Below are 20,662 nucleotides of genomic sequence, written 5' to 3'. Positions count from 1 at the left end.
ATTGGCATAAGTAGAGAACCGAAATCTATGATTTCGTGTGAATCACTTAGTTATGTCTATCGTATCAAGAGTAAGCAGCTTCAAAATTTATTCAAGCTTTTTTTTCGCCGAAGTGATGGAATTGGCAGACGTGACGGACTCAAAATCCGTTGTGAGCGATCACGTGCGGGTTCGAGTCCCGCCTTCGGCACCACTAAGCTCCCTTAGCTCAGTTGGCTAGAGCACCTGACTCTTAATCAGGGTGCCCAGGGTTCGAATCCCTGAGGGAGCACCATAAAGAACATATTAAACCGCTATTTATAGCGGCTTTTTTTATTGGATACTCACTTTGATTTTAGTATTCAGTGTTTATCTGTGGTGGTTTGAAGACTGCACCCAGAAATACACCTGATGTTTTAAATAAGTTAAGTTATTCAACAAAATCTCAAATATAATTAAAACCTGAATTCCTTAAAAAATAGTACTGCACCAGAAAAAAACGCATAAGTTATGAGCTTATGCGTTTTTTTTTGGTGCGGTACTATTCATCGGATGTTGTTCAAAGTTGAGATAGTTAAGTAATGTAATTACATAATTTAGCTAGAAAGGTATGAGCAAACAGAATAATAGAATATTATTATATTAAATTTTTCTAAAGTTCCCGTACATCTTGTCGATTGACTTTATGAAAACAAAATTAGAACTTATAAGTTGAATGAGATCATTTAGTGACGATGCTGTAAATTGTGATAATGCCATATCTTTAATTTAATTTATTGAGTTGACCTCCTATTGCCTTTAATTTAAGGAATCTGAATATATCAGAAAATAGGAGGTCTTGTCTTTTTGTCAGAAAATGCAGTAATCTCTATTATACCAAGGTTTAAATAAAAAACGTAGGGTCTATTTGGCACACGTTTATACTGGAAGGTGAATATATGACTAAAATATTAATTGTAGATGATTCTGCATTTGCCAGGATACAACTCAGGAAATTGCTGGAAAGCAACGGATTTGATGTGATTGATGAAGCAAAAAATGGTCGCATCGCACTAAGAAAAATCAGGGTCCTGAGGCCGGATCTCGTTACAATGGATATTTCAATGCCAGAAATGGATGGACTTGAGTGCATGAAGGAGATCAAAAAAATGGATTATTTACCGACAGTAATCATGATTTCAGCAATAGGAGAGGAAGAATATGTGCAGCAGGCTATTTTAAATGGCGCAAAAGATTTTCTTGTTAAACCATACAAAAAAAAAGAATTAATAAAAAACTTAAATAGGTATAGAGATTAAAGAATGAAGGGAGGTGATTTAAAGATCTAGATTAGCTGGCGAAGAGATTTTGAGCTATGCCAAAGCAATGAAACGGAGCTCAGTACTATGGCGGAAATTCATAAGCTGCTTTTGGAAAAAGGTATTAGATGCAGCTTAGAAGAAATTCGCCAAAGGGACATACTGTTACATTATGATAGCCATATGGAAAATGAGGTCAACAAATGATGGCTTAAACATGCAAGAAATTATTTATAATTCAGAATATAAAAAGAGTAGATCACAAATTAAAAATTAATGACTTTAGGAGGTCAGAATTATTATGGAAAAAAAGTTGGCAATGCCATCAAGTGACAAATGGGAAAAAGTATCATATGAATCAGTTTCAACATCAGAAGAAATGGAAAGAAAAAGAGAATTTGCTAGAAAACAGGCGAAGGACAAGGTAAGAGCTAGAACACTAGCGAAACAACAACAATTGGCCGAGCGGATTGCAGTTGCAACAGAGCAAATGGCTTCGGGTATAGAAGAAGCGAGTAGTGCTGCCGAAGAATTGGCGGCAACCATGCAACAGATTTCCAGTGGAGCAAGCGAAGCTGCTTCTGCGGCAGAAGAGTCCAGAGCAGCCATCAATCAGGTTGACAAAGCATCCCTAATAGCGGATAAGAGTGCGAAGGAATCACTTGAAAAAGCTGAAATGGCCAAAGATCTCATTGAAAATACATCAATTGATATTGAACTTATGATTAAAGGGATCAAAGAATCCGCTGAGACCAATAGCGAATCCGTAAAATTGATTGGTGAGCTGGAAAGACAGTCGAATGAAGTCGGTGAAATTGTCCAGGCTGTTGTTAGAATTGCAGATCAAACGAATCTCCTGGCATTAAATGCGGCGATAGAAGCTGCAAGAGCGGGTGAGCACGGGAAAGGTTTTGCAGTAGTAGCGGATGAAGTCAGAAATCTTGCTGAAACTTCTGAAAAGTCAGCAACAAATATCAGGGCTCTGGTAAATGAGATTCAAAATAATGTTAAAGTTGTGGTCGTTGATATTGAAAATGCCGGTAAAGTTGCAAATGATGAGGTTGAAAAAGCAGTGAAAACGACTAAAGACCTCATCAAAATTAATGAAGAGGTTATTATTGTTATGAAAGGTATCGCAGAAATATCTCAGAATGCAACAGATGCCAACAAGGGCGCCATGGAATTTTTAGCGATTTCAGAAACCATTGCAGCAGCTTCAGAACAGCAAAGTAGTGCATCTGAAGAAGTTGAGAAAGCCATTCAAATGCAGAATAAAGCCTTTAATGAGTTAAACGCCGGTGCATCAGACTTGTCTCAAATGGCAGAAGACCTTAAGAGTTCGACCGAGGCGCAAAAATCCTCTGAATCTCTTGCAGCGGCTTCCGAAGAACTTTCAGCCAATGTTGAAGAAGGGAATGCAACGGCAGGAGAAATATTAAAAGCGATGCAGCAAATATCCTCGGGAGCTCTTTTACAAGCAGAGAGTGCGGAAAAAGGTTCATTATTTGCCGAAAAACTGTCTGTGGCATCAACACAAATGAACGAAAGAGCTGATTTTTCGGCAGATAAAGTTACAAAACTTCAACAGCTTTTGCAAGACAATAAAATGTCAATGGATAGCATGATTTCAGGAATATCAAATTCTGCTAAGATCTCAATGGGTGCAGCTAAAAATATAAAAAGTCTAGAAGAAACCACCTTAAGGATTGACAAAATTGTGGACGCAATCGTTAATGTTACGATCCAGACGAATATGTTGGCTATTAACGGTTCCATTGAAGCCGCAAGAGCAGGGGAGTTTGGAAGAGGTTTCTCGGTAGTTGCCGGTGACATCAGAGCTCTTGCCAACGAATCAGCAGAAAATGCCGATAAAATAAAAGATCTGGTCAGAGCCATCCAGAATCAGATTCAAAGAGTCTCGGTAGATACTGATGCTTCGAGTAAATCTTCTTTTGCAGAGGTGGAAAATTCTAAGAAGACGGCACATAATATTAACATTATCGAAGAAAATATGTTAATAATACTGACTGGTGCCAATAATATTCAAAAGGGTGCTGAAGAATCTCAAGTAGCACTTGAGCAGGCAACAAAAGGTATTGATCAAATCGCAACAGCAGCTCAGGAAGCCAGTAGCGCAGCTGAACAAGCTTCAACGGCAGCAAGTCAGCAATCAAAAGGGATGCAGGAATTGGCCGAAGCCATTGAAGAGATATCAGGACTCGCAGATGAATTGCAGAATATGTAGGAATGGAGGCGATCGCGATGAGTACTAGTTTGAACAATACTGGCGTTACCGAACGTCAGTTAGTTACTTTCCGGCTAGGTGAGGATGAATTTGGTACTGATATTATGGATGTCAAGGAAATCATCAGGGTACCTGTTATTACCAAAGTACCCAATGCACCAGACTATGTGGAAGGTGCCTGTAATCTGAGGGGTGATATTCTCCCAATAATCGATGGAAGAACGAAGTTTAATCTGGAAAGAAAAGAAAAAGATGAAAACAGTCGGGTTCTTGTTATTGACGTTGAAGGTAAGGCGACCGGAATCATTGTCGATAAGGTATCCGAGGTTATGAGAGTATCTACTGCTGATATAGAAGAAGCACCACAGATTGTTAAAAATGTTGATTCTGACTTTTTAGATGGCGTGGTGAAGTTGGACAATGGACAAAGGCTGGTTATGCTTTTGGATGTCGTTAAGGCACTTATTGTAAACAATACCGAAAAAGAACTGAAAACCGGTCACGCTGAAAGAATGAAAAACAATGGAGCATCGGTCAGTGGATCCGAAGACGCGTCCATCGATGAGGAGCAGTTGGTTACATTTTTGCTTGATCAAGAGGAATATGCCATTGAAATTATGATGGTTAAAGAAATCATCCGGGTACCACAAATAGTAAAGGTTCCAAATTGTGAAGCCTATATTGAGGGCGTCCTTTCCCTGCGAGACAACTTACTGCCAATTATTAATTTAAGGACATATTTTGGAATGGTGCATACTGAAATCAATGATCGTAATCGGATACTTGTGGTAGATATGGGCAGTTTCGCTGCTGGAATTATGGTAGATAAAGTTTCAGAAGTTTTGAGAATACCTAAAAATAGTATTCAACCTCCTATGAAATTCTTGACACAGAGTGAAGAACAGCTAAAAGGCATTGCAAAGCTGAACAACGGTAATCGAATGATTTTCATACTTGAACCGTCAAAACTCATTTCTGCAGATGCAATAGATGGGATCATCGGGAATGATGCCACCCATGAGCAGAATGCTGATGGTCAGAATAGCGAAAGACAGATACTTGAAGAAGAGCAGTTGGTTACGTTCAAAATAGATCAGGAAGAGTATGGCATTAAGATCGACAATGTCCAGGAAATCAATCGAATGACTGCAGTGACTAAAATACCAAATGCTCCTTGCTACATAGAGGGGATTGTCAATTTACGTGGCAATATCATACCGGCATTGGACCTTAGAAGGCTATTTAAGCTTTCCGAAAAACAGCTAAGCGATGCGACACGGATTATTATTGCTGATTTCAACGGCAAAAGAACAGGAATTATAGTAGATTCTGTCTCGGAAGTTCTCAGATTTGAAAAAAAATTGATCGAGACACCAACTGAAATATTAAGCAGTGGGGTAGACAACGATTATATTGAAGGTGTTGGTAAACTTGATGGTGGAAAAAGAATGATTTTGATTCTGAATATTGGCAAAGTGCTGAGCTTCAGTTAAGCGGATGTTGTCTTGAAGCCTTGAAACAATCGAGACGTCAGAATGTTTTTGGATTTGTTATTATGGGAGGTGACGGTAGTGATTGGCAGGATAAAGATATTGATCGTAGATGACTCAGCCCTGATGAGACGAGCACTGAAAGAGATTATTATGACTGATCCAAGTCTTGATGTGGTTGGAACAGCAAGGGATGGAAGCGATGCAATTGAAAAGGTACGAGAGTTAAAACCAGATGTTGTAACAATGGATATTAATATGCCGGTTATGGATGGCTTGACCTCCATGCAGTATATACTGAGCGATTATCCTGAAATAGCAGTGCTGATGGTGAGTTCCCTGACAGATGAAGGTGCATTGGCTACTTTTGAAGCTTTAGAACTCGGTGCTTTTGATTACGTGGCAAAGCCATCTGGGACTGTATCGACCGATATTCATCTAGTCGGTAGGGAAATTATCAAAAAAGTAAAATTGGCTTACAAAAGTGTCAATGGAAAAAGTATCAGAGATCGAGTCGAAAGGTGTAGCAGGCTAATAGTTCAAAAAAAAGTGGAGTTCGTAAAGCCATCAGACTTGACCAAAAACAAAAAATGTACAAAGGTAGTGGTTATTGGTATTTCCACGGGTGGTCCGGGAACCCTGATGGAGGTCATGCCAATGCTGCCAGAGGATCTTAGAGCTGCAGTTATTATCATCCAACATATGCCCCCTGCTTTCACAGCTTCATTTGCCAAAAGACTGGATGGGGCATGTCGTATTCCAATCAAGGAAGCCGAGCCCGGTGATGTCATCCAAAATGGCAAAGGCTATCTTGGCCCTGGGGGATATCAATTGGTGGTTAGGGGAGAAGGTGGTATGCTGAGACTTCCCAGTACGCCAAAAACTGTTTTTATGCCATGTGTCAATGTAACGATGGAGTCTGTACTTGAGGCTTTTGGCGGAGAAAATGTCATCGGCGTTTTAATGACCGGCATGGGAGATGATGGCGCAGATGCGATGGTGAAGATAAGAAAAGCTGGAGGTATTACTATTGCCGAAGACGAGTCCACAGCCGTGGTTTTTGGTATGCCAAAGGAAGCAATTGAAAGAGGGGGTGCCGAAATTGTGGCACCTTCATATAAGATAGCAGATGCAATCATTAAAGCAGTCAGAAGGATTAGTTAAACAAATAATTTCATTAAAGAGTGATTTTGAATGAGTGGAGGTACTGATGAAATACCGGTATAAGATATTGATCGTAGACAATGAAGAAAATGAAGAAATGGTGAATCTGCTTAAAAAAGGTCTTGAGCAGGAAGGGTATGACGTTGATATGAGTCTTTCTGCCACAGAAGCCTTAGAAAAGGTTAAAAGTGATAAGTATCATATTGTCTTAACAGCGATTGCGATGCCACAGATGGATGGGCTTGAGCTTCTAAGAGAAATAAAAAAATATGATCCGTTGGCACAGGTAATCATGATGACAGAGTTCTCAACAATGAGTAGAATACTAAGCGCTTTGGAATATGGAGCCAGCGATTATATCATTAAACCTTTTAAAAGTACCGAGTATGTGCTGGATATAATCCAATATGCGGTAAAAAAGCTGGAAAGATGGCGAGATGCTTTTATTGATATAGTTCAATAGGAAACCAGTGAAATTGGCAATATTAGAAAAATTTAGGTGGTGGTATTAAATGGATTCAATGATTCAGTTATATTTAGAAGAAACAGATGATATGCTTCAAAAGGCAGAAGAATGCATGATTAGACTTGAAGTGGAATATTGTGGGGATGACATCAATGAGTTGTTCAGAATTGCCCATACCGTAAAAGGGTCTTCCCATATGGTAGGTTATGTGGATATTGGAAACCTCATGCATAAAATTGAAGATATGCTCGACTGTGCAAGAAATGGCTCAATCCCATTTGACCAGAGTATCGTATCGCTTTGTTTTGAAGGCTTGGATATTACAAAGAAGATGCTATTATACAAAAAAGAGCGAAGCTCTGATGAAATGATGGAGAGCATTGCCAATGACGCACAACGAATCATTGAAACGATTGAGGTTTTCATACGCGTTAATAAGAAGGAAGCGGCCGTGACTGTTACGCATCAAACTGAACCAGGGATTATTTCTTCCTACCTAGGCAAGCCGTCTAATGGAAAGAATACCTATTATATTACATTCTTTTTTGAAGAAGAGATTCCCATGATAGCCCCAGTATTATTGATGACGTTAAATTGTGTTGAAGAAATAGGAACCCTTATATTTTCCAGTGTCGGTGACAATTACTTTTCTGGAAACTCAAGCAAACAGGAGTTAAAGACTTATGAGATCATAATATCCACTGATACTGATATAATGGAATTGTATACCTATTTTGCGTTGAACTATGTAGAAAAAATAAACATCGTGGATTTAAGCAGAAGTAAGCTGACACCAAATGACCATAGCTTTTTACATAGTAACTGTAAATCGTATGTTTGCGTCCTCAAGGCATTAATGGAGCTGCATAGAATAGATTTCAGTCAGGAAGTTAATATGAGCAGTGAAGAACTTGACGCAATGAAATTTTCAAGCGAGGCAATAAAGGCATTGAGTGCACTGGCCCCCCCAGGGGTAGATAATTTTTTTAACGATTTCACAAAACTTAATAACCAAATTATTAAGTTTTGTGAGGGACGGGCTGATACAGATAAAAATATTTGCTCAGATTTCCCAAAACAAGTGGTGAAACTCATCGACAGATTCTTCCAATATACAAAAGGTAAACAAATAATCAGTGTTTTTATAGCTGAAAAGGATAGCTTTATCGCCAGGCTTCGCAATTTTCTTGGAAAGATGAACAAGACTTTGACGTTTATATTCCTTATTGATGTGAGCGAACTTACCATATTGGATGAAAATGAGGTTAAGGATTTGATAGAAATCAAAAACCAAATGGAATCCAAGGGCATTGAAATAGGGATCGTCGCTGAAGGTCCGATGGTTAGAAAAATTGTAAATATTTTTGATTCGATCAAATATGTCGAAAATTTTGATGTATCAAAATCAGCGATTGATGCAATCTTAAGGAGTTTTAAATCGGAGGACTCTTTCCAAAGAATCAGTAAAAAAATAAAGGATGTGCAGTATGGATAGTGGTAAGCATCTATTTGACGAACAAGAAATGAAGTCACTCATCAATGACCTATTGACGGCAACCGAAAGATATCATCAGGAAAAACTCGTGCAAAAAATCGGTTGTATAAAAGATGAACGCACGGCTGAGTCCGTTGCGGAACTCTTTTACTCAGATGATGGATATATCCGTAATATTGCCATTGAATTACTGATTTTACTTGATAAAAAGGCGCTGCCGGTTTTGAAAGAAAAACTTTCGGATAAGGATCGAAATATCCGTAAATATGCTTTAGATGCATTAAAACTTATTAAAGGAACAGAAAGCTGCGAAATTGCTTTAGGAGCACTCGATGATCTGGACGAGAATGTTGTCGCAGCAGCTTTAGAAGTAATCGCAGAACATAAATTTATGGAAGCACAAGACAGACTTTGGGAAATGTTTGAAAAAACAAAGAGTGTCTGGATTATTAACGCACTACTAAACACATTTGCAAGTCTTGAAGTGAAAAACTGCCCGGGTGTTATCGAGAAAAAAATTATATTTCTGGATGCAACACAAATCGAAAAAAATATATTGATGAATACCTATGTCAGAACTCTTGGGAGTATCGGTTCCCATGGTGATATTGATGCGATAATATACTATTCAAAAGATTTTATAATCGATGATTCAAATCTTATTTTCGGTCTCAGCAATCAAATTGTTAAAAGTGACGTTGCCAGTCTCTCGGTGGAGACCATCGAAAAACTGGTGACGATTTTTAAAGAGCACTGGGATTATAAAGATTCAAGCCAAATACTCATTTCCATGTCAGCTATGGTTAAACTCAATATGGTTTTTTTTCTTGATGATATTGAAGAAACAGTTAAGTTTTACAAAGGAGAGGAATTTTTCATTGAAAGCATTTATGATCTCATCCTGAAACTTGATGAGATCCCACCCAACACCGCCAATAAAATGCTGAAATCCCAAGAGTCAGAACTGGTTGAACTGTTTTTAAAGCTAATCTATACAAAACGAATCGATGGCTGTAACCGAATTGTAGAGGGATTGTGCGATTCGGACAACACGGATATATCGAGGTGGGCAATTCGCATTATTACCGATATTGATTCTTACAAAAATACGGTCCTGCTTAAAAGATTGTCCGACAACCATGATGAAGCAGGCATGACATCCCTTGAAAACACAGCGGCCACCGAGAGCCAATCCATTGAAGCATTGGAAGGCTTATTCAAAAAGGATCCAGCAGGCGGATGGCATTACATAAACTTAAGAATTGATTCCATGAGTGAAAGCGTCAGAGCAAGGTTGATCGATATTATTCCATGGGTTGGAGATGATGATTTTTACAACTTTATGACCACAATGATTAACGATCCATCACAATTGGTTAGAAAAAAGACGATAAAAGCTTTAAGCAGTAAAATTAATGGCAGAAGTCTGGCCATTCTGAAAAAACTGTATCAGGATGAAAGCGATCCTGTAAATAGACGGGAAATCATTGCTAACTTATACAAATTTAATAATGATTATATCTTGGATACGATCAATGATGCAGCCGCTAGCACTGATATCCTCATAAGGTTAGCTGTAATTAAAACACTAAGTATACTAAGCTCACTAAGTATCAGTGACAGCAGTAAAGCTGTGGATGTGCTGCACCACTTACTGAATGACCCGGTTGATGAGGTGGCAGAAGCCGCTAAAGAAGCGTTGGGAAAGGAGTGGTGTTGCAATGATATTATCAGATGACCTATATGACAAGTATATTAAATTGATTTACAAAAGAACCGGGCTATATTATGAATACAACAAAAAGTATTATGTGGAAAAAAGGATTATCCAGCACGCCGAACTGCTCCAAATGGATTCATTAAACGAGTACTTTATGATGCTGAAATTCGAAAGTGACACGTCTGAGTTTTATCAATTAATCAATGACCTTACGGTTAACGAAACTTACTTTTTTCGGGACTTCCCGCAACTGCGTAATTTTGCAGAGGATGTATTGCCTAGGGTTGCCAAAAGTAAAAATGACAGAAAAAAGATAAAAATATGGTGCGCCGCCTGTTCGACAGGAGAAGAACCTTATACATTATCAATTATTCTTCAAGAAATGCTTGAAGGACCTGAAAAATGGGATATTCAAATCCTTGCCTCTGACATTAATGCGGAAGTATTGCAAAGTGCTAAGGTAGGACTCTATGATAGCAGAGCCATAAAGGATGTCCCGTTGGAATATCTGACAAAATATTTTACGAAACGTCATGACAAGTATCTCATTAATCTTAATATCAGAAAATCTGTATCGTTTATGCGGATTAATTTGATGGATGAAAAAGAGCGGAGCAGTATTAATGGATGTGACTTCGTATTCTGTCGAAATTGTTTGATTTATTTTGATGATGTGTCAAGAAAAAGTGTTGTCACAAGCTTTTATGAATCCTTAAATGTAGAGGGATTTCTTTTTCTGGGCCACTCAGAATCTGTAGGGAGAATTTCGTCTGCTTACAAGGTTAATAAAATAGGCGATACCATCGTATATTCCCGGCCAAAAGAATGAGAGGAGAAGATATGAGAGTTCAGAATAACACTAAAAAGATACTGGTGGTGGACGACTCCGAGATGGTCAGAAACTTCCACAGTTATATTATTAAAATGTTTGGTTATCAGGTGGAAACAGCCGAAAATGGTGCAGTGGCACTGGAAAAGTTACTCGGAGAAGAGTACCAACTGATCGTAACAGATATCAACATGCCAATCATGGATGGCTATGAAATGATAAAGAATATTCATGATCAGAGAATAGCGATACCAATTATCATTATCTCGACTGAAGATGAGCACAAGCCAGGTATAACTGGAGTAAATCCAGGTGATGATATTTATTTAGTAAAACCGACCAATCCTGAAAAATTAGTCAGTACTATAAAAATGCTTCTTTAGGATGATGGAGTGAGTATGATGGATAAGAAAAATTATGAAGAAGATATGAGTATTGTAAAAATGTTCATAGATGAATGGACGTCAAGTTTCAATAGTCTTGAGAAAGAAATACTGAAACTTGAACTTTACACCAAGGATATGGAGTTACCTGATAATCTTTTAGCTGACATCCACTGTATAAAGGGTGGGTCATCGTTTATCGGACTATCGTCGATAACAAGATTATGCTACGAAATAGAAATAATCTTTAAAGCATTAGAAAATGATGAAATCACTGTTAAAACAGAATTAATTGACAGTCTCCTGTTTTTTCTAGACTTTTTTAAGGCGTATCTTGTAAGATTGAATAAAATAATTAGTGAAAAATGTTTTACCGATGAAGATGATGAACGATATCTGGAGACTCAATATGAAGACCAGAAAAACCAGGAAGAACAGGTGTATAATAGCTTGAAACTGGCATTTAAAAAGTGTCAAGTGAAGGAGCCCGAAGAAAATAAGATTCAAGAACAAGGATCTGATAATGTGAATCTGGATATGCTACAATCAGAGGAATTTAAGTACGGACTGGCAGAAGGGATGCAGGAGCAGTTTCAACTTGAAAATTTAGAGCATATCGAAAAAATCGAGAACGACTTATTAATGCGTTTGGATAGCAATAGTGCTGACAGAGAAGCGATTAATGAAATATTCCGAGCTGTGCACAGTGTTAAAGGTGGAGCAGGAATATATCTTGCCGTTCTAAATCCGCAGAGTACTCTTTATATAGGATTAAAGCAATTTTTAGAAATTGTACATGCCTACGAAAGTCTGTTAGCTTTGATACGAGATAAGGAATGCAAGTTTGAAAATAACCTTGTTGATTTAAGCTTTTTTGTGATGGATTATTTAAAATCTTTTATCAGTGCCATTGACTCGGAAAAGTTTGAGAAGCTAGGGGATCAGGAGATTCTTGATAAGATTAAACAGCAGCTGTCGGATCTTCAGTCTTTGAACAGTACAGCAGAAAATGCCAGAGTTATAACGCCACAGGAGGCCCCTAAAGTTAAAGCTGAAGATGTTAAATCAAAAAATAACGTTAGCCAGAGTATCAGAGTTAATCAGGATAAGCTTGATAAAATGATGAATATGATTTCAGAGCTTTTAATCGCGAAAAACTCATTTATGCACATATCGTCAAAGCTGAATACGGACTATGATTTACCTGAAATATCAAAAGAAGTCAAGGAAGTTGGAGCATATGTCAATCGAATTTCCGATGGGCTTCAGAATTCAATTATGTCAATTAGAATGGTAGAAGTGAAAACAGTTTTCCAAAAAATGCCAAGAGTGATCAGGGATATTGCCCAGAGTACCGGCAAAAAAATGGAACTCATCCTCCAGGGTGAAAATACTGAAATTGATAAAACTATTATTGAGCAAATCAGTGATCCTTTGGTACATTTGATAAGAAATTCTGCGGATCATGGCATTGAGTCTTTTGAGGATCGGTTATTAAAGGGCAAGCCTGAGACGGGGAGGATTGTCCTCAGAGCTTATAATAAAAACAAACAGGTTTATATTGAAATAGAAGATGATGGAAAGGGAATTGACCCAGGAGGAGTGAAAATAAAAGCAATAGAAAAAGGTATTGTATCACAAAATGAAGCTGATAAAATGAGCCAAAATCAATTGATAAACCTTATTTTCTTGCCCGGCTTTAGTCTGGCAAAAAAGATTACAGAGGTATCAGGGCGAGGCGTTGGTATGGATATCGTTAAAAGTAATATAACCAAAATCAATGGAAAAGTTACCATTGAAAGCGAAGTGGACAAGGGTACAAAAATGACTATTCAATTACCTCTTTCACTGGCAGTTTCACGTGGGTTGATTGTGGAAGTAGATCACGAAACGTATATTTTTCCGCTGGATAATATTGTTGAAACAGTAAAAATAAATAGAAACAGCATTCATGAATTTAATGGAAAGTTCTTTACTTATTTAAGAGGAGAAGCAATCGGAATTGAGTGGTTATCTAAGATTTTTTCAACAGGGAAGAGAGATAATAAAAAAGAAGAAATGAACGCTGTGATAGTCTCTAATGGTTTTGAAAATTATGCAATTGTAGTTGATAAGCTTAGGAATGAACAGGAGTTTGTTGTCAAGACATTAGAAGGCCACCTGGCCGCTATTCCAGGAATAAGCGGTTCTACGCTTCTTGGAAATGGGCAAGTCGTGTTGATTGTTAATCCTGTTGATTTATTAAAACTTGCGGAGGAATAATGATTTTAGCGAAACCGATAGTCAGATTGCGATTGTTTGAAAATTGTTTGGATTCAGAAATGTATTTTGAGTAGACTATAACAGACAAACCACCCATATAATTAAAAAAGATCAAATAAAATGATTAAATTTATCACTGTTCATATTATTAAAAAGATGATAGTATATTAATATCAAAAGCAATGAAGAGGATTAGTAGCTGGATAGCGGATTTCAGAAAGTCGTCGGTTGATGTGAGACGATAGAAGCGAAACAATGAACTCACCTTGGAGCTGCTGGCTGAATGGATATTAGTTTAATGGAAAGTAATATTTGTGTAGGTTATGCCGGAAGTCCACCGTAATAAGGACCGGATATAAAGAAGTTTTTCCGAGTATCTATTGAGAGCATGTTTAACATGAAGTAGAGTGGTATCGCGTAAGTAATCATTGAACTTTCGTCTCTACGACTGGTTTTAACTAGTCGTAGAGATTTTTTTACGCAAAAAAACGATTAAGGAGGAGCATTAATTATGATGAATTACAAAAAATACAAAAGACCCTATTTTTTACCCCCAACCCGTTCCTGTGATTGGATGAAGAAAGACTATATTGAGAAAGCACCAATTTGGTGTAGTGTTGATCTGCGTGATGGCAATCAGGCTTTAATTGAACCAATGAGTTTAGCTGAAAAACTTGAATTCTTCAAGCTGCTTGTGGATATTGGCTTTAAGGAAATTGAAGTAGGCTTTCCGGCTGCATCTGAGACAGAATATAATTTTATGCGGGCATTAATAGAAAAAAATATGATTCCAGATGATGTTACCGTTCAGGTCCTGACACAGGCAAGGGAACATATCATAAGGAAAACCTTTGAGGCCGTTGAAGGGACAAAGAATGCAATTATTCATTTGTATAATTCAACCTCTGTGGCACAGAGGGAACAGGTATTTAAAAAAAGCAAGGAAGAGATAAAGAAGATTGCGGTTGATGGTGCGTTACTGCTTAAGACTCTTGCTAACCAGACTGAAGGTAATTTTTCCTTCGAATACAGTCCCGAAAGTTTCCCGGGAACAGAGGTAGAATACGGACTAGAAGTATGCAATGCTGTTCTTGATGTTTGGGAGCCTGTATCCGAAAATAAAGTGATTATTAACATCCCTGCCACTGTAGAAAATGCTATGCCTCATATTTTTGCCTCGCAAATTGAATATATTCATAAAAACATTAACTATCGTGATGCCGTTTCACTATGCATTCATCCGCATAATGATCGCGGATGCGGTGTTGCAGCAGCGGAGCTGGGTGTTCTTGCCGGCGCTGATAGGGTTGAAGGGACTTTGTTTGGAAATGGTGAAAGAACCGGAAATGTCGATATAATCACATTGGCAATGAATCTGTTTTCTTATGGGATTGATTCTGAGTTGGATTTCAGCAATATGCCGGTCATCAGTTCAACGTATGAAAAATTGACAGGAATGCATGTCTCTCAACGTCAACCCTATGCAGGTGAGCTTGTATTTACTGCTTTTTCTGGATCACATCAAGATGCGATTGCCAAAGGCATGCACTGGCATGAAGAGAAAAGATCAGAACATTGGTCTGTTCCATATTTGCCGATTGATCCTAAAGATGTCGGTAGAACATATGACTCTGATGTCATACGAATTAACAGTCAGTCGGGTAAGGGGGGAATAAGCTATATTTTGAAACAAAATTATGGCTTCATCCTTCCAGATAGGATGAAAGAAGAGGTCGGATATACCGTAAAGGATGTTTCTGATAAGGAACATAAGGAGCTTTCACCAGAGTGGGTCTATCAGATTTTTGAAAACAAATATATTTATAATTCAGATATATTTGTTATTCCAGAGTGCCATTTTAAACAAACAGAAGGGATTGTTGCAGATGTCATGATCAGTCGTGGAGATAATAAACATAATGTAATAGGAACGGGCAATGGTAGGCTCGACGCGGTAAGTAATGCCATAAAACAGTATTTTAATATCAGTTACGAATTAGCTGTATATGAAGAGCATGCATTATCCAGAGGTTCATCCTCCAAAGCGGCTGCTTACGTCGGTATTTGTTGCAATGGAAAAATGTATTGGGGTGTCGGTATTGATGAGGATATCATTGAGGGATCGATTCAGGCATTGACGGTTGCAGTAAACCAGTTACTTTCTAAAACCGGGAAAAATCCATATCGAGATGAACGATTGAATAAAATCATGAATTATATCCAATTAAATTACATAACCGTGACGTTGGATGAACTGGCAGAACAGTTTAGCTTATCAAAACCATATCTCTCTAAATATATCAAGGATAAATCGGGAAATACTTTTGGAGAAATTGTTAAGAAAGTCAAGATGAAAAAAGCACGCACCCTTTTAAAAAGTGAGAACATGACGGTTGAAGTCATTGCCGAAAAAGCCGGCTATCAGAATGTGGAGCATTTTAATCGACAATTTAAGAAAATATATGGAATGACACCGGTAGAATTTAGAAAAAAGTAGACATATAATATATCTGGAGGACTCTTCAATAATATAGTGATTAAACGTTTTGAACGTTGATGCCCGAGAAAGCTACATAGGGAAATTTCGAAATAGATTCTTTTAGAGTCTATTTTTTTTACACATAATCCCGATTTGTGTCAATTATTTGAGTTTTTTTTATCACCGATTGATGATATTTTTGACACATTCAAAAAAGGATGCTATAATCGTCGAATAAAACGAAGTTAAACATAATCAAACGATGCTATAACAAATTAAAAATGATTATAATATTCTTAGATTATGATACAAAAGCGATGAGTTAACTAAGATAGGCGGGTGATTTAATGGAAGGTAGCTGGCAATTAAAAAATCCCTATAATTTTTTAACTGAAATGGGATTTGATCTTCCTGATAAAAATCAGTCCCTGGATCAATATTTTGACTTTATTGATGATGATATGCTCGAGGATATGGGGACCAATAAAGAAATGATTTACGCGAGTTACAACGCTCTCCATGAGCAGTTTGAGGAAGAGCCGGATGTGAAAGTGAAATCCATCCTTATCAAAGGTGGATTTAATAAGGATGGGGAGAAAGAGTCTATTGATATTTTACTCAAACCAGGGGAAATCGTATCCCTTGTCGGACCAACAGGCTCAGGTAAAAGTCGGTTATTAGCTGATATTGAATGGTTGGCTCAAGCAGATACGCCAACTGGACGAGTGATCGTTATCAATGGAATCCTGCCGGATGAATCCAAACGGTATTCTTTTGACGAGAAACTGATTTCGCAGTTGTCTCAAAATATGAATTTTGTTATGGATGCAAATGTTGAAGAATTTATTAGGATGCATGCTGAAAGCCGGAATATTAAGCAGATTGATGAAGTTCTTGAAACAATAATAAAGCATGCAAATGATTTAGCCGGGGAGCCGTTTAGCTTGGAAACACCGTTAACGGCTTTAAGTGGCGGACAGTCCCGAGCGTTGATGATCGTGGACGTTGCTTTCTTGAGCAAATCTCCGATTGTACTCATTGACGAAATTGAGAATGCCGGAATTGATCGAAGAAAGGCGATGGAATTTTTGGTTAATGCTGAAAAAATCATTCTAATTGCGACTCATGATCCAGTTTTGGCTCTTATGGCAAACAGACGGCTGGTGATCAGAAATGGCGGAATGTATAAAATAATTGAAAGTGATGAAAGCGAAAAAAAAGTTTTAGATAAACTGGAAAAAAGGGATCGGGAAACCCAGAAGATTCGTAATGCCTTGCGGGAGGGCCAAAAGGTTCAATGTGATTAGCTAAGAAAACAAGAAAGTTGGTTGTTAAGATGAAATTAATAACGGTATCTGGTCCTCCTTCATCCGGAAAAACAAGCGTTATCGGAAAGACAATCGAAGCACTTGAAAAGAAGGCGATTGAACTGGCAGTGATTAAGTTTGATTGCCTCTCGACAGCGGATGAGTTGATTTATGAAAAAAAGGGAATTAAAACAAAATTAGGTTTATCAGGGAGTTTGTGCCCAGATCATTATTTTGTGAATAATATTGACGCGTGTTTTCATTGGGGTTTAAAGGAAAATGTGGCGATTCTTATCACCGAAAGCGCCGGCCTCTGCAATCGCTGTTCGCCGCATATTAAGGGCGTGTTATCCGTTTGTGTGATTGATAATCTCAGTGGTTGTCATACGCCTAAAAAAATTGGGCCGATGCTTAAGTTTGCGGATATTGTGGTGATTACTAAGGGCGATATTGTTTCTCAGGCCGAACGCGAGGTATTTGCATACAATGTGAAAATTGTTAATCCCAAGGCGAAAATCCTTCATATCAATGGGATTACGGGACAAGGAGCCGCTGAACTGGGACGACTTTTTTTCAGTGCGAATGATTATGAGAATTTGGATGATAAAAAATTACGGTTCACGATGCCAGCAGCCTTATGTTCCTATTGTTTAGGGGAAACCATGATTGGAAAAGATTATCATATCGGCAATGTCAAGAATATGAAGCTTTAATTAGGGCGGAAGGCCGAATGGAGAAATAGCCTTATAAAATAGTGAAAAAGAAAGGTGGTAAAGGATGCAGGAGCAGGCAAAAGCAAATGAATTTCATGATATTTCAAAGAATATTTTTTATCCGATTTATCCGGTGATTGCCGAGCAAATACTGGAAACACGAAAGGGAAAGAAAGAAGGTACCTGTCTGGATATTGGAAGCGGTCCGGGATATGTGGGCCTGGCCATTGCAAAACAAACGAAGATGCAGGTTTGTTTGTATGATATGAGCAAAGAAGCGCTTGAAATTGCCAAGGAGAACATTAAAGAAGCGTTATTGGAAGAACGGGTGTATGTGAAACTCGGAAATTCTGAAAAAATTACATTTCCCGATAAGTCATTTGATTTGGTGTCCAGCAGAGGGTCTTTGTTTTTTTGGCAGGACAAGGTAAAAGCAATCCATGAAATATTGAGGGTTTTAAAACCAGGCGGAACGGCCTATATCGGGGGAGGATTTGGCAACCGGGAGTTAAAGAATATGGTGGATGAGAAAATGCTGGTCATCGATGATAAATGGTTGACCAATGCAGAAAAGCGAAGAAGTTCTAAAGAAGAGTACGAATGTTTGATGAAAAAAACGAAGATCAACGGATTTACTATTAAAGATGATGATTCAGGATTGTGGATTATTTTTCAAAAAAATATGATTGAATAAGGAGAAAACCAAATGAACCCCTATCAGGAATTTATTGACTCACCAGATTTTCATAAAGAGGACTGTATTAATCTGATGACATTTCCAGCCTGTGCGATTAAGGTGGAGACAACGGCGGCGATAAAAGAATTTGTAGAAAGCTACAATCAGATCCATGAGGTGAAAATCCATTATCCGATGGGAAATGAAGGCAGTCCCAAATCATATATGGAAGCATTAAGATGGGTGGAAGATCCCAACCGGTATCCCGATGTTATTCTTGCTTGTGATTTTAAAAGTCTATTTGCACCTAATTTCAGGAAATTTCAGGAACAGGGACTTTTTACAGATGTTTTAAAAGATACTAAACCGCATTCTTTTTATGAGACCTTTGATTACAAAGATCCGAAAGAAACTTATTCGATGCTGGGGGCGAGTTTCTCAGTGATCGTTTTTGACAAATCGGTTGATTCGAATTTGCCGGTGCCGACAAGTTTTAAAGATTTGTTGGATCCGATTTATGAAAAAAAGATTTCCATTCACGGACACGGGGATGATTCCTGTGATATGACGATTGTGGTGAACATATATGAACAATACGGCAAAGCGGCGGCATTAACTTTTGCAAAGGCTATCAATGAGTTGAGACATTTTTCTAAAGTGGTAAAAGAGGCTGGGAAGGGGAACAAAAGCTTACCCCCGATTAGTATCATCCCGGAAAATTTTGGGTATTTGCTTAGAAATAGAAAAAACATAGAAGTGATTTGGCCTCAGGATGGTTCACCTGTTTTCCCGCTGCTGATGACAGTAAAAAAAGAGAAAGCGGATCAGGCAAAAGAACTGATCGATTATTTGTCAGGACCTGAGTTAGGTCAGTATTGGGGCGATTCCCATTTTGCTTCATTCAATCAAAATGTCGAAAACAAAGCGTATCAGGGGAAACCAATCCGCTATCTTGGCTGGGATTTTGTCTATGATAAGGACATCTTGGAATTTAGAGAATCGTTAGAAGAAGAAGTTCTGGAAATAGTCAGAGGCTATCCAATGGATAAAAAAGAAAAGGTTCAGCGGATCTGTTAGAATTTTTTAGCGTCGAGAATAGCAGCAAAAATGGCATTGTGATAAATTTTTGAACAGCTGGAAATATTCGATCAACTCAATTTGGAGAAAAACATAAAATTATGACGTGGTTACGAAAAGTTGACTTGACATGAAAGATTACATTACTATATAATTAACAAATCATTAACAAAACAATGCAATAAGATACAAAACAAAACAAAAACAAAATAAAAAGTATTAGATAGAAAGAGTAGGAAATGAATCAGACGAAAAAAAACAATCTCATCGTGCTCAGCCTGGGAATTATTTTGATTTTTTCAATCATCATTTCCTTTTGGATTGGCCGATATCCAGTTTATACGAAAGAACTTCTTGGTATTTTATTTTCAAAGATCATTCCAATCGATCAATTTTGGACCGATACGATGGAAACAGTTTTATTCAATATACGTTTGCCTCGGATCGCTTTAGCTTGCCTAGTCGGGTGTTGTCTATCTGGTGCCGGAGCGGCCTACCAGGGGGTTTTTCAAAATCCCATGGCAGCTCCGGATATCCTGGGTGCTTCTGCCGGAGCGGCGTTTGGAGCGGCACTGGCAATTCTCAATTATCAAAGCAGTTATATGATTACCTTCAGCGCTTTTTTCTTTAGCCTGGTAACAGTTGCACTTGTGTATTTTGTCAGCAAAAAGGCAAAGGGCAGCGGTATATTGGGATTGATTCTATCTGGGATTATGGTCAGTTCCCTTTTTTCAGCGGGGACATCGTTTATTAAATTAGTTGCCGATCCGAATGAACAGCTGCCCGCAATAACCTATTGGCTCATGGGTAGTTTAAGTGGAGCGAAAAACAGTGATGTTTCCTTCGTAATTATACCAATGGCCATCGGGCTTATCCCTCTGCTCCTGTTAAGGTGGCGGATGAATGTCCTCACGATGGGGGATGATGAAGCAAGAACCATGGGTGTAAATTCCAACCAGGTTCGGATCATAGTAATCGTCTGTTCCACTTTGATAACAGCCGCTAGTGTATCGGTAAGCGGTATGATTGGTTGGGTTGGTCTGGTTATTCCGCATCTGGCCAGAAAACTGGTCGGCAAC

The 20,662-nt window shown here is 38.1% G+C and carries 16 protein-coding genes, 2 tRNA genes and 1 other annotated feature; all 18 genes read left to right on the top strand.

Features of this window, described 5'->3' with window-relative positions; genetic code table 11:
* Positions 1 to 106 precede the first annotated feature (106 nt).
* Positions 107 to 193, top strand: a tRNA-Leu gene (locus FZC40_RS16040).
* 4 nt (positions 194 to 197) lie between these two features.
* A tRNA-Lys gene (locus tag FZC40_RS16035) sits at positions 198 to 274 on the top strand.
* Between the two features lie 643 nt (positions 275 to 917).
* Positions 918 to 1,277 (top strand): response regulator, encoded by a 360-nt coding sequence (locus tag FZC40_RS16030; protein ID WP_148606204.1) that lies wholly within the window; start codon positions 918 to 920, stop codon positions 1,275 to 1,277.
* A gap of 301 nt (positions 1,278 to 1,578) precedes the next feature.
* Positions 1,579 to 3,522 (top strand): methyl-accepting chemotaxis protein, encoded by a 1,944-nt coding sequence (locus FZC40_RS16025; protein WP_148606201.1) that lies wholly within the window; start codon positions 1,579 to 1,581, stop codon positions 3,520 to 3,522.
* A gap of 17 nt (positions 3,523 to 3,539) precedes the next feature.
* Positions 3,540 to 5,015: a chemotaxis protein CheW gene (locus FZC40_RS16020; RefSeq protein ID WP_186843808.1), complete on the top strand. Its 1,476-nt coding sequence runs from the start codon at positions 3,540 to 3,542 to the stop codon at positions 5,013 to 5,015.
* A 78-nt stretch (positions 5,016 to 5,093) separates the two neighbouring features.
* Positions 5,094 to 6,176, top strand: coding sequence for a protein-glutamate methylesterase/protein-glutamine glutaminase (locus FZC40_RS16015; RefSeq protein ID WP_148606197.1), 1,083 nt, complete (start codon positions 5,094 to 5,096; stop codon positions 6,174 to 6,176).
* A gap of 46 nt (positions 6,177 to 6,222) precedes the next feature.
* On the top strand, positions 6,223 to 6,639 hold the full coding sequence (locus FZC40_RS16010) for a response regulator (RefSeq protein WP_148606194.1): 417 nt from the start codon (positions 6,223 to 6,225) through the stop codon (positions 6,637 to 6,639).
* 49 nt (positions 6,640 to 6,688) lie between these two features.
* Positions 6,689 to 8,137 carry an Hpt domain-containing protein gene (locus FZC40_RS16005; protein WP_148606192.1) on the top strand — a complete coding sequence of 483 codons (1,449 nt, stop codon included), beginning with the start codon at positions 6,689 to 6,691 and terminating at the stop codon, positions 8,135 to 8,137.
* Positions 8,130 to 9,875, top strand: a complete 1,746-nt coding sequence (locus FZC40_RS16000) for a HEAT repeat domain-containing protein (protein WP_186843806.1) — start codon at positions 8,130 to 8,132, stop codon at positions 9,873 to 9,875. The genes FZC40_RS16005 and FZC40_RS16000 overlap by 8 nt, the downstream gene beginning before the upstream one ends.
* The gene (locus FZC40_RS15995; protein WP_148606187.1) at positions 9,859 to 10,686 is read left to right on the top strand and encodes a CheR family methyltransferase; all 828 of its coding nucleotides are present in this window, start codon (positions 9,859 to 9,861) and stop codon (positions 10,684 to 10,686) included. The genes FZC40_RS16000 and FZC40_RS15995 overlap by 17 nt, the downstream gene beginning before the upstream one ends.
* 11 nt (positions 10,687 to 10,697) lie before the next feature.
* Positions 10,698 to 11,069, top strand: a complete 372-nt coding sequence (locus FZC40_RS15990) for a response regulator (protein ID WP_148606184.1) — start codon at positions 10,698 to 10,700, stop codon at positions 11,067 to 11,069.
* Positions 11,070 to 11,087: 18 nt separating this feature from the next.
* Positions 11,088 to 13,331 carry a chemotaxis protein CheA gene (locus tag FZC40_RS15985; protein WP_186843805.1) on the top strand — a complete coding sequence of 748 codons (2,244 nt, stop codon included), beginning with the start codon at positions 11,088 to 11,090 and terminating at the stop codon, positions 13,329 to 13,331.
* A gap of 173 nt (positions 13,332 to 13,504) precedes the next feature.
* Positions 13,505 to 13,778, top strand: a binding site (T-box leader).
* 64 nt (positions 13,779 to 13,842) lie between these two features.
* Positions 13,843 to 15,828 carry a 2-isopropylmalate synthase gene (locus tag FZC40_RS15980; protein WP_148606179.1) on the top strand — a complete coding sequence of 662 codons (1,986 nt, stop codon included), beginning with the start codon at positions 13,843 to 13,845 and terminating at the stop codon, positions 15,826 to 15,828.
* 329 nt (positions 15,829 to 16,157) lie between these two features.
* Positions 16,158 to 17,117: an ATP-binding cassette domain-containing protein gene (locus FZC40_RS15975; protein WP_148606177.1), complete on the top strand. Its 960-nt coding sequence runs from the start codon at positions 16,158 to 16,160 to the stop codon at positions 17,115 to 17,117.
* 29 nt (positions 17,118 to 17,146) lie between these two features.
* Complete coding sequence (locus FZC40_RS15970; RefSeq protein ID WP_148606175.1) at positions 17,147 to 17,830, top strand: GTP-binding protein; 684 nt, start codon at positions 17,147 to 17,149, stop codon at positions 17,828 to 17,830.
* Between the two features lie 64 nt (positions 17,831 to 17,894).
* Positions 17,895 to 18,524: a class I SAM-dependent methyltransferase gene (locus tag FZC40_RS15965; protein WP_148606173.1), complete on the top strand. Its 630-nt coding sequence runs from the start codon at positions 17,895 to 17,897 to the stop codon at positions 18,522 to 18,524.
* A gap of 12 nt (positions 18,525 to 18,536) precedes the next feature.
* Positions 18,537 to 19,583 carry an ABC transporter substrate-binding protein gene (locus tag FZC40_RS15960; RefSeq protein ID WP_148606171.1) on the top strand — a complete coding sequence of 349 codons (1,047 nt, stop codon included), beginning with the start codon at positions 18,537 to 18,539 and terminating at the stop codon, positions 19,581 to 19,583.
* A gap of 239 nt (positions 19,584 to 19,822) precedes the next feature.
* Positions 19,823 to 20,662 (top strand): FecCD family ABC transporter permease (locus tag FZC40_RS15955; RefSeq protein ID WP_148606169.1); only part of this gene is annotated, 840 nt, incomplete at its 3' end.

The sequence above is a fragment of the Acetobacterium tundrae genome, from assembly GCF_008086615.1.
Taxonomy (GTDB): domain Bacteria; phylum Bacillota; class Clostridia; order Eubacteriales; family Eubacteriaceae; genus Acetobacterium; species Acetobacterium tundrae.
Note: the sequence above shows the minus strand (reverse complement) of the source record. Positions and strands in the feature narration are given on the sequence as shown.

What these genes read in the sequence shown, in the direction of transcription:
- FZC40_RS16020 (WP_186843808.1), top strand. Translation starts at nt 3,540, where the DNA reads ATGAGTACTAGTTTGAACAATACTGGCGTTACCGAACGTCAGTTAGTT.
- FZC40_RS16010 (WP_148606194.1), top strand. Translation starts at nt 6,223, where the DNA reads ATGAAATACCGGTATAAGATATTGATCGTAGACAATGAAGAAAATGAA.
- FZC40_RS16025 (WP_148606201.1), top strand. Translation starts at nt 1,579, where the DNA reads ATGGAAAAAAAGTTGGCAATGCCATCAAGTGACAAATGGGAAAAAGTA.
- FZC40_RS15995 (WP_148606187.1), top strand. Translation starts at nt 9,859, where the DNA reads ATGATATTATCAGATGACCTATATGACAAGTATATTAAATTGATTTAC.
- FZC40_RS15980 (WP_148606179.1), top strand. Translation starts at nt 13,843, where the DNA reads ATGATGAATTACAAAAAATACAAAAGACCCTATTTTTTACCCCCAACC.
- FZC40_RS15985 (WP_186843805.1), top strand. Translation starts at nt 11,088, where the DNA reads ATGGATAAGAAAAATTATGAAGAAGATATGAGTATTGTAAAAATGTTC.
- FZC40_RS15965 (WP_148606173.1), top strand. Translation starts at nt 17,895, where the DNA reads ATGCAGGAGCAGGCAAAAGCAAATGAATTTCATGATATTTCAAAGAAT.
- FZC40_RS15975 (WP_148606177.1), top strand. Translation starts at nt 16,158, where the DNA reads ATGGAAGGTAGCTGGCAATTAAAAAATCCCTATAATTTTTTAACTGAA.
- FZC40_RS15960 (WP_148606171.1), top strand. Translation starts at nt 18,537, where the DNA reads ATGAACCCCTATCAGGAATTTATTGACTCACCAGATTTTCATAAAGAG.
- FZC40_RS16000 (WP_186843806.1), top strand. Translation starts at nt 8,130, where the DNA reads ATGGATAGTGGTAAGCATCTATTTGACGAACAAGAAATGAAGTCACTC.
- FZC40_RS15990 (WP_148606184.1), top strand. Translation starts at nt 10,698, where the DNA reads ATGAGAGTTCAGAATAACACTAAAAAGATACTGGTGGTGGACGACTCC.
- FZC40_RS16030 (WP_148606204.1), top strand. Translation starts at nt 918, where the DNA reads ATGACTAAAATATTAATTGTAGATGATTCTGCATTTGCCAGGATACAA.
- FZC40_RS16005 (WP_148606192.1), top strand. Translation starts at nt 6,689, where the DNA reads ATGGATTCAATGATTCAGTTATATTTAGAAGAAACAGATGATATGCTT.
- FZC40_RS15970 (WP_148606175.1), top strand. Translation starts at nt 17,147, where the DNA reads ATGAAATTAATAACGGTATCTGGTCCTCCTTCATCCGGAAAAACAAGC.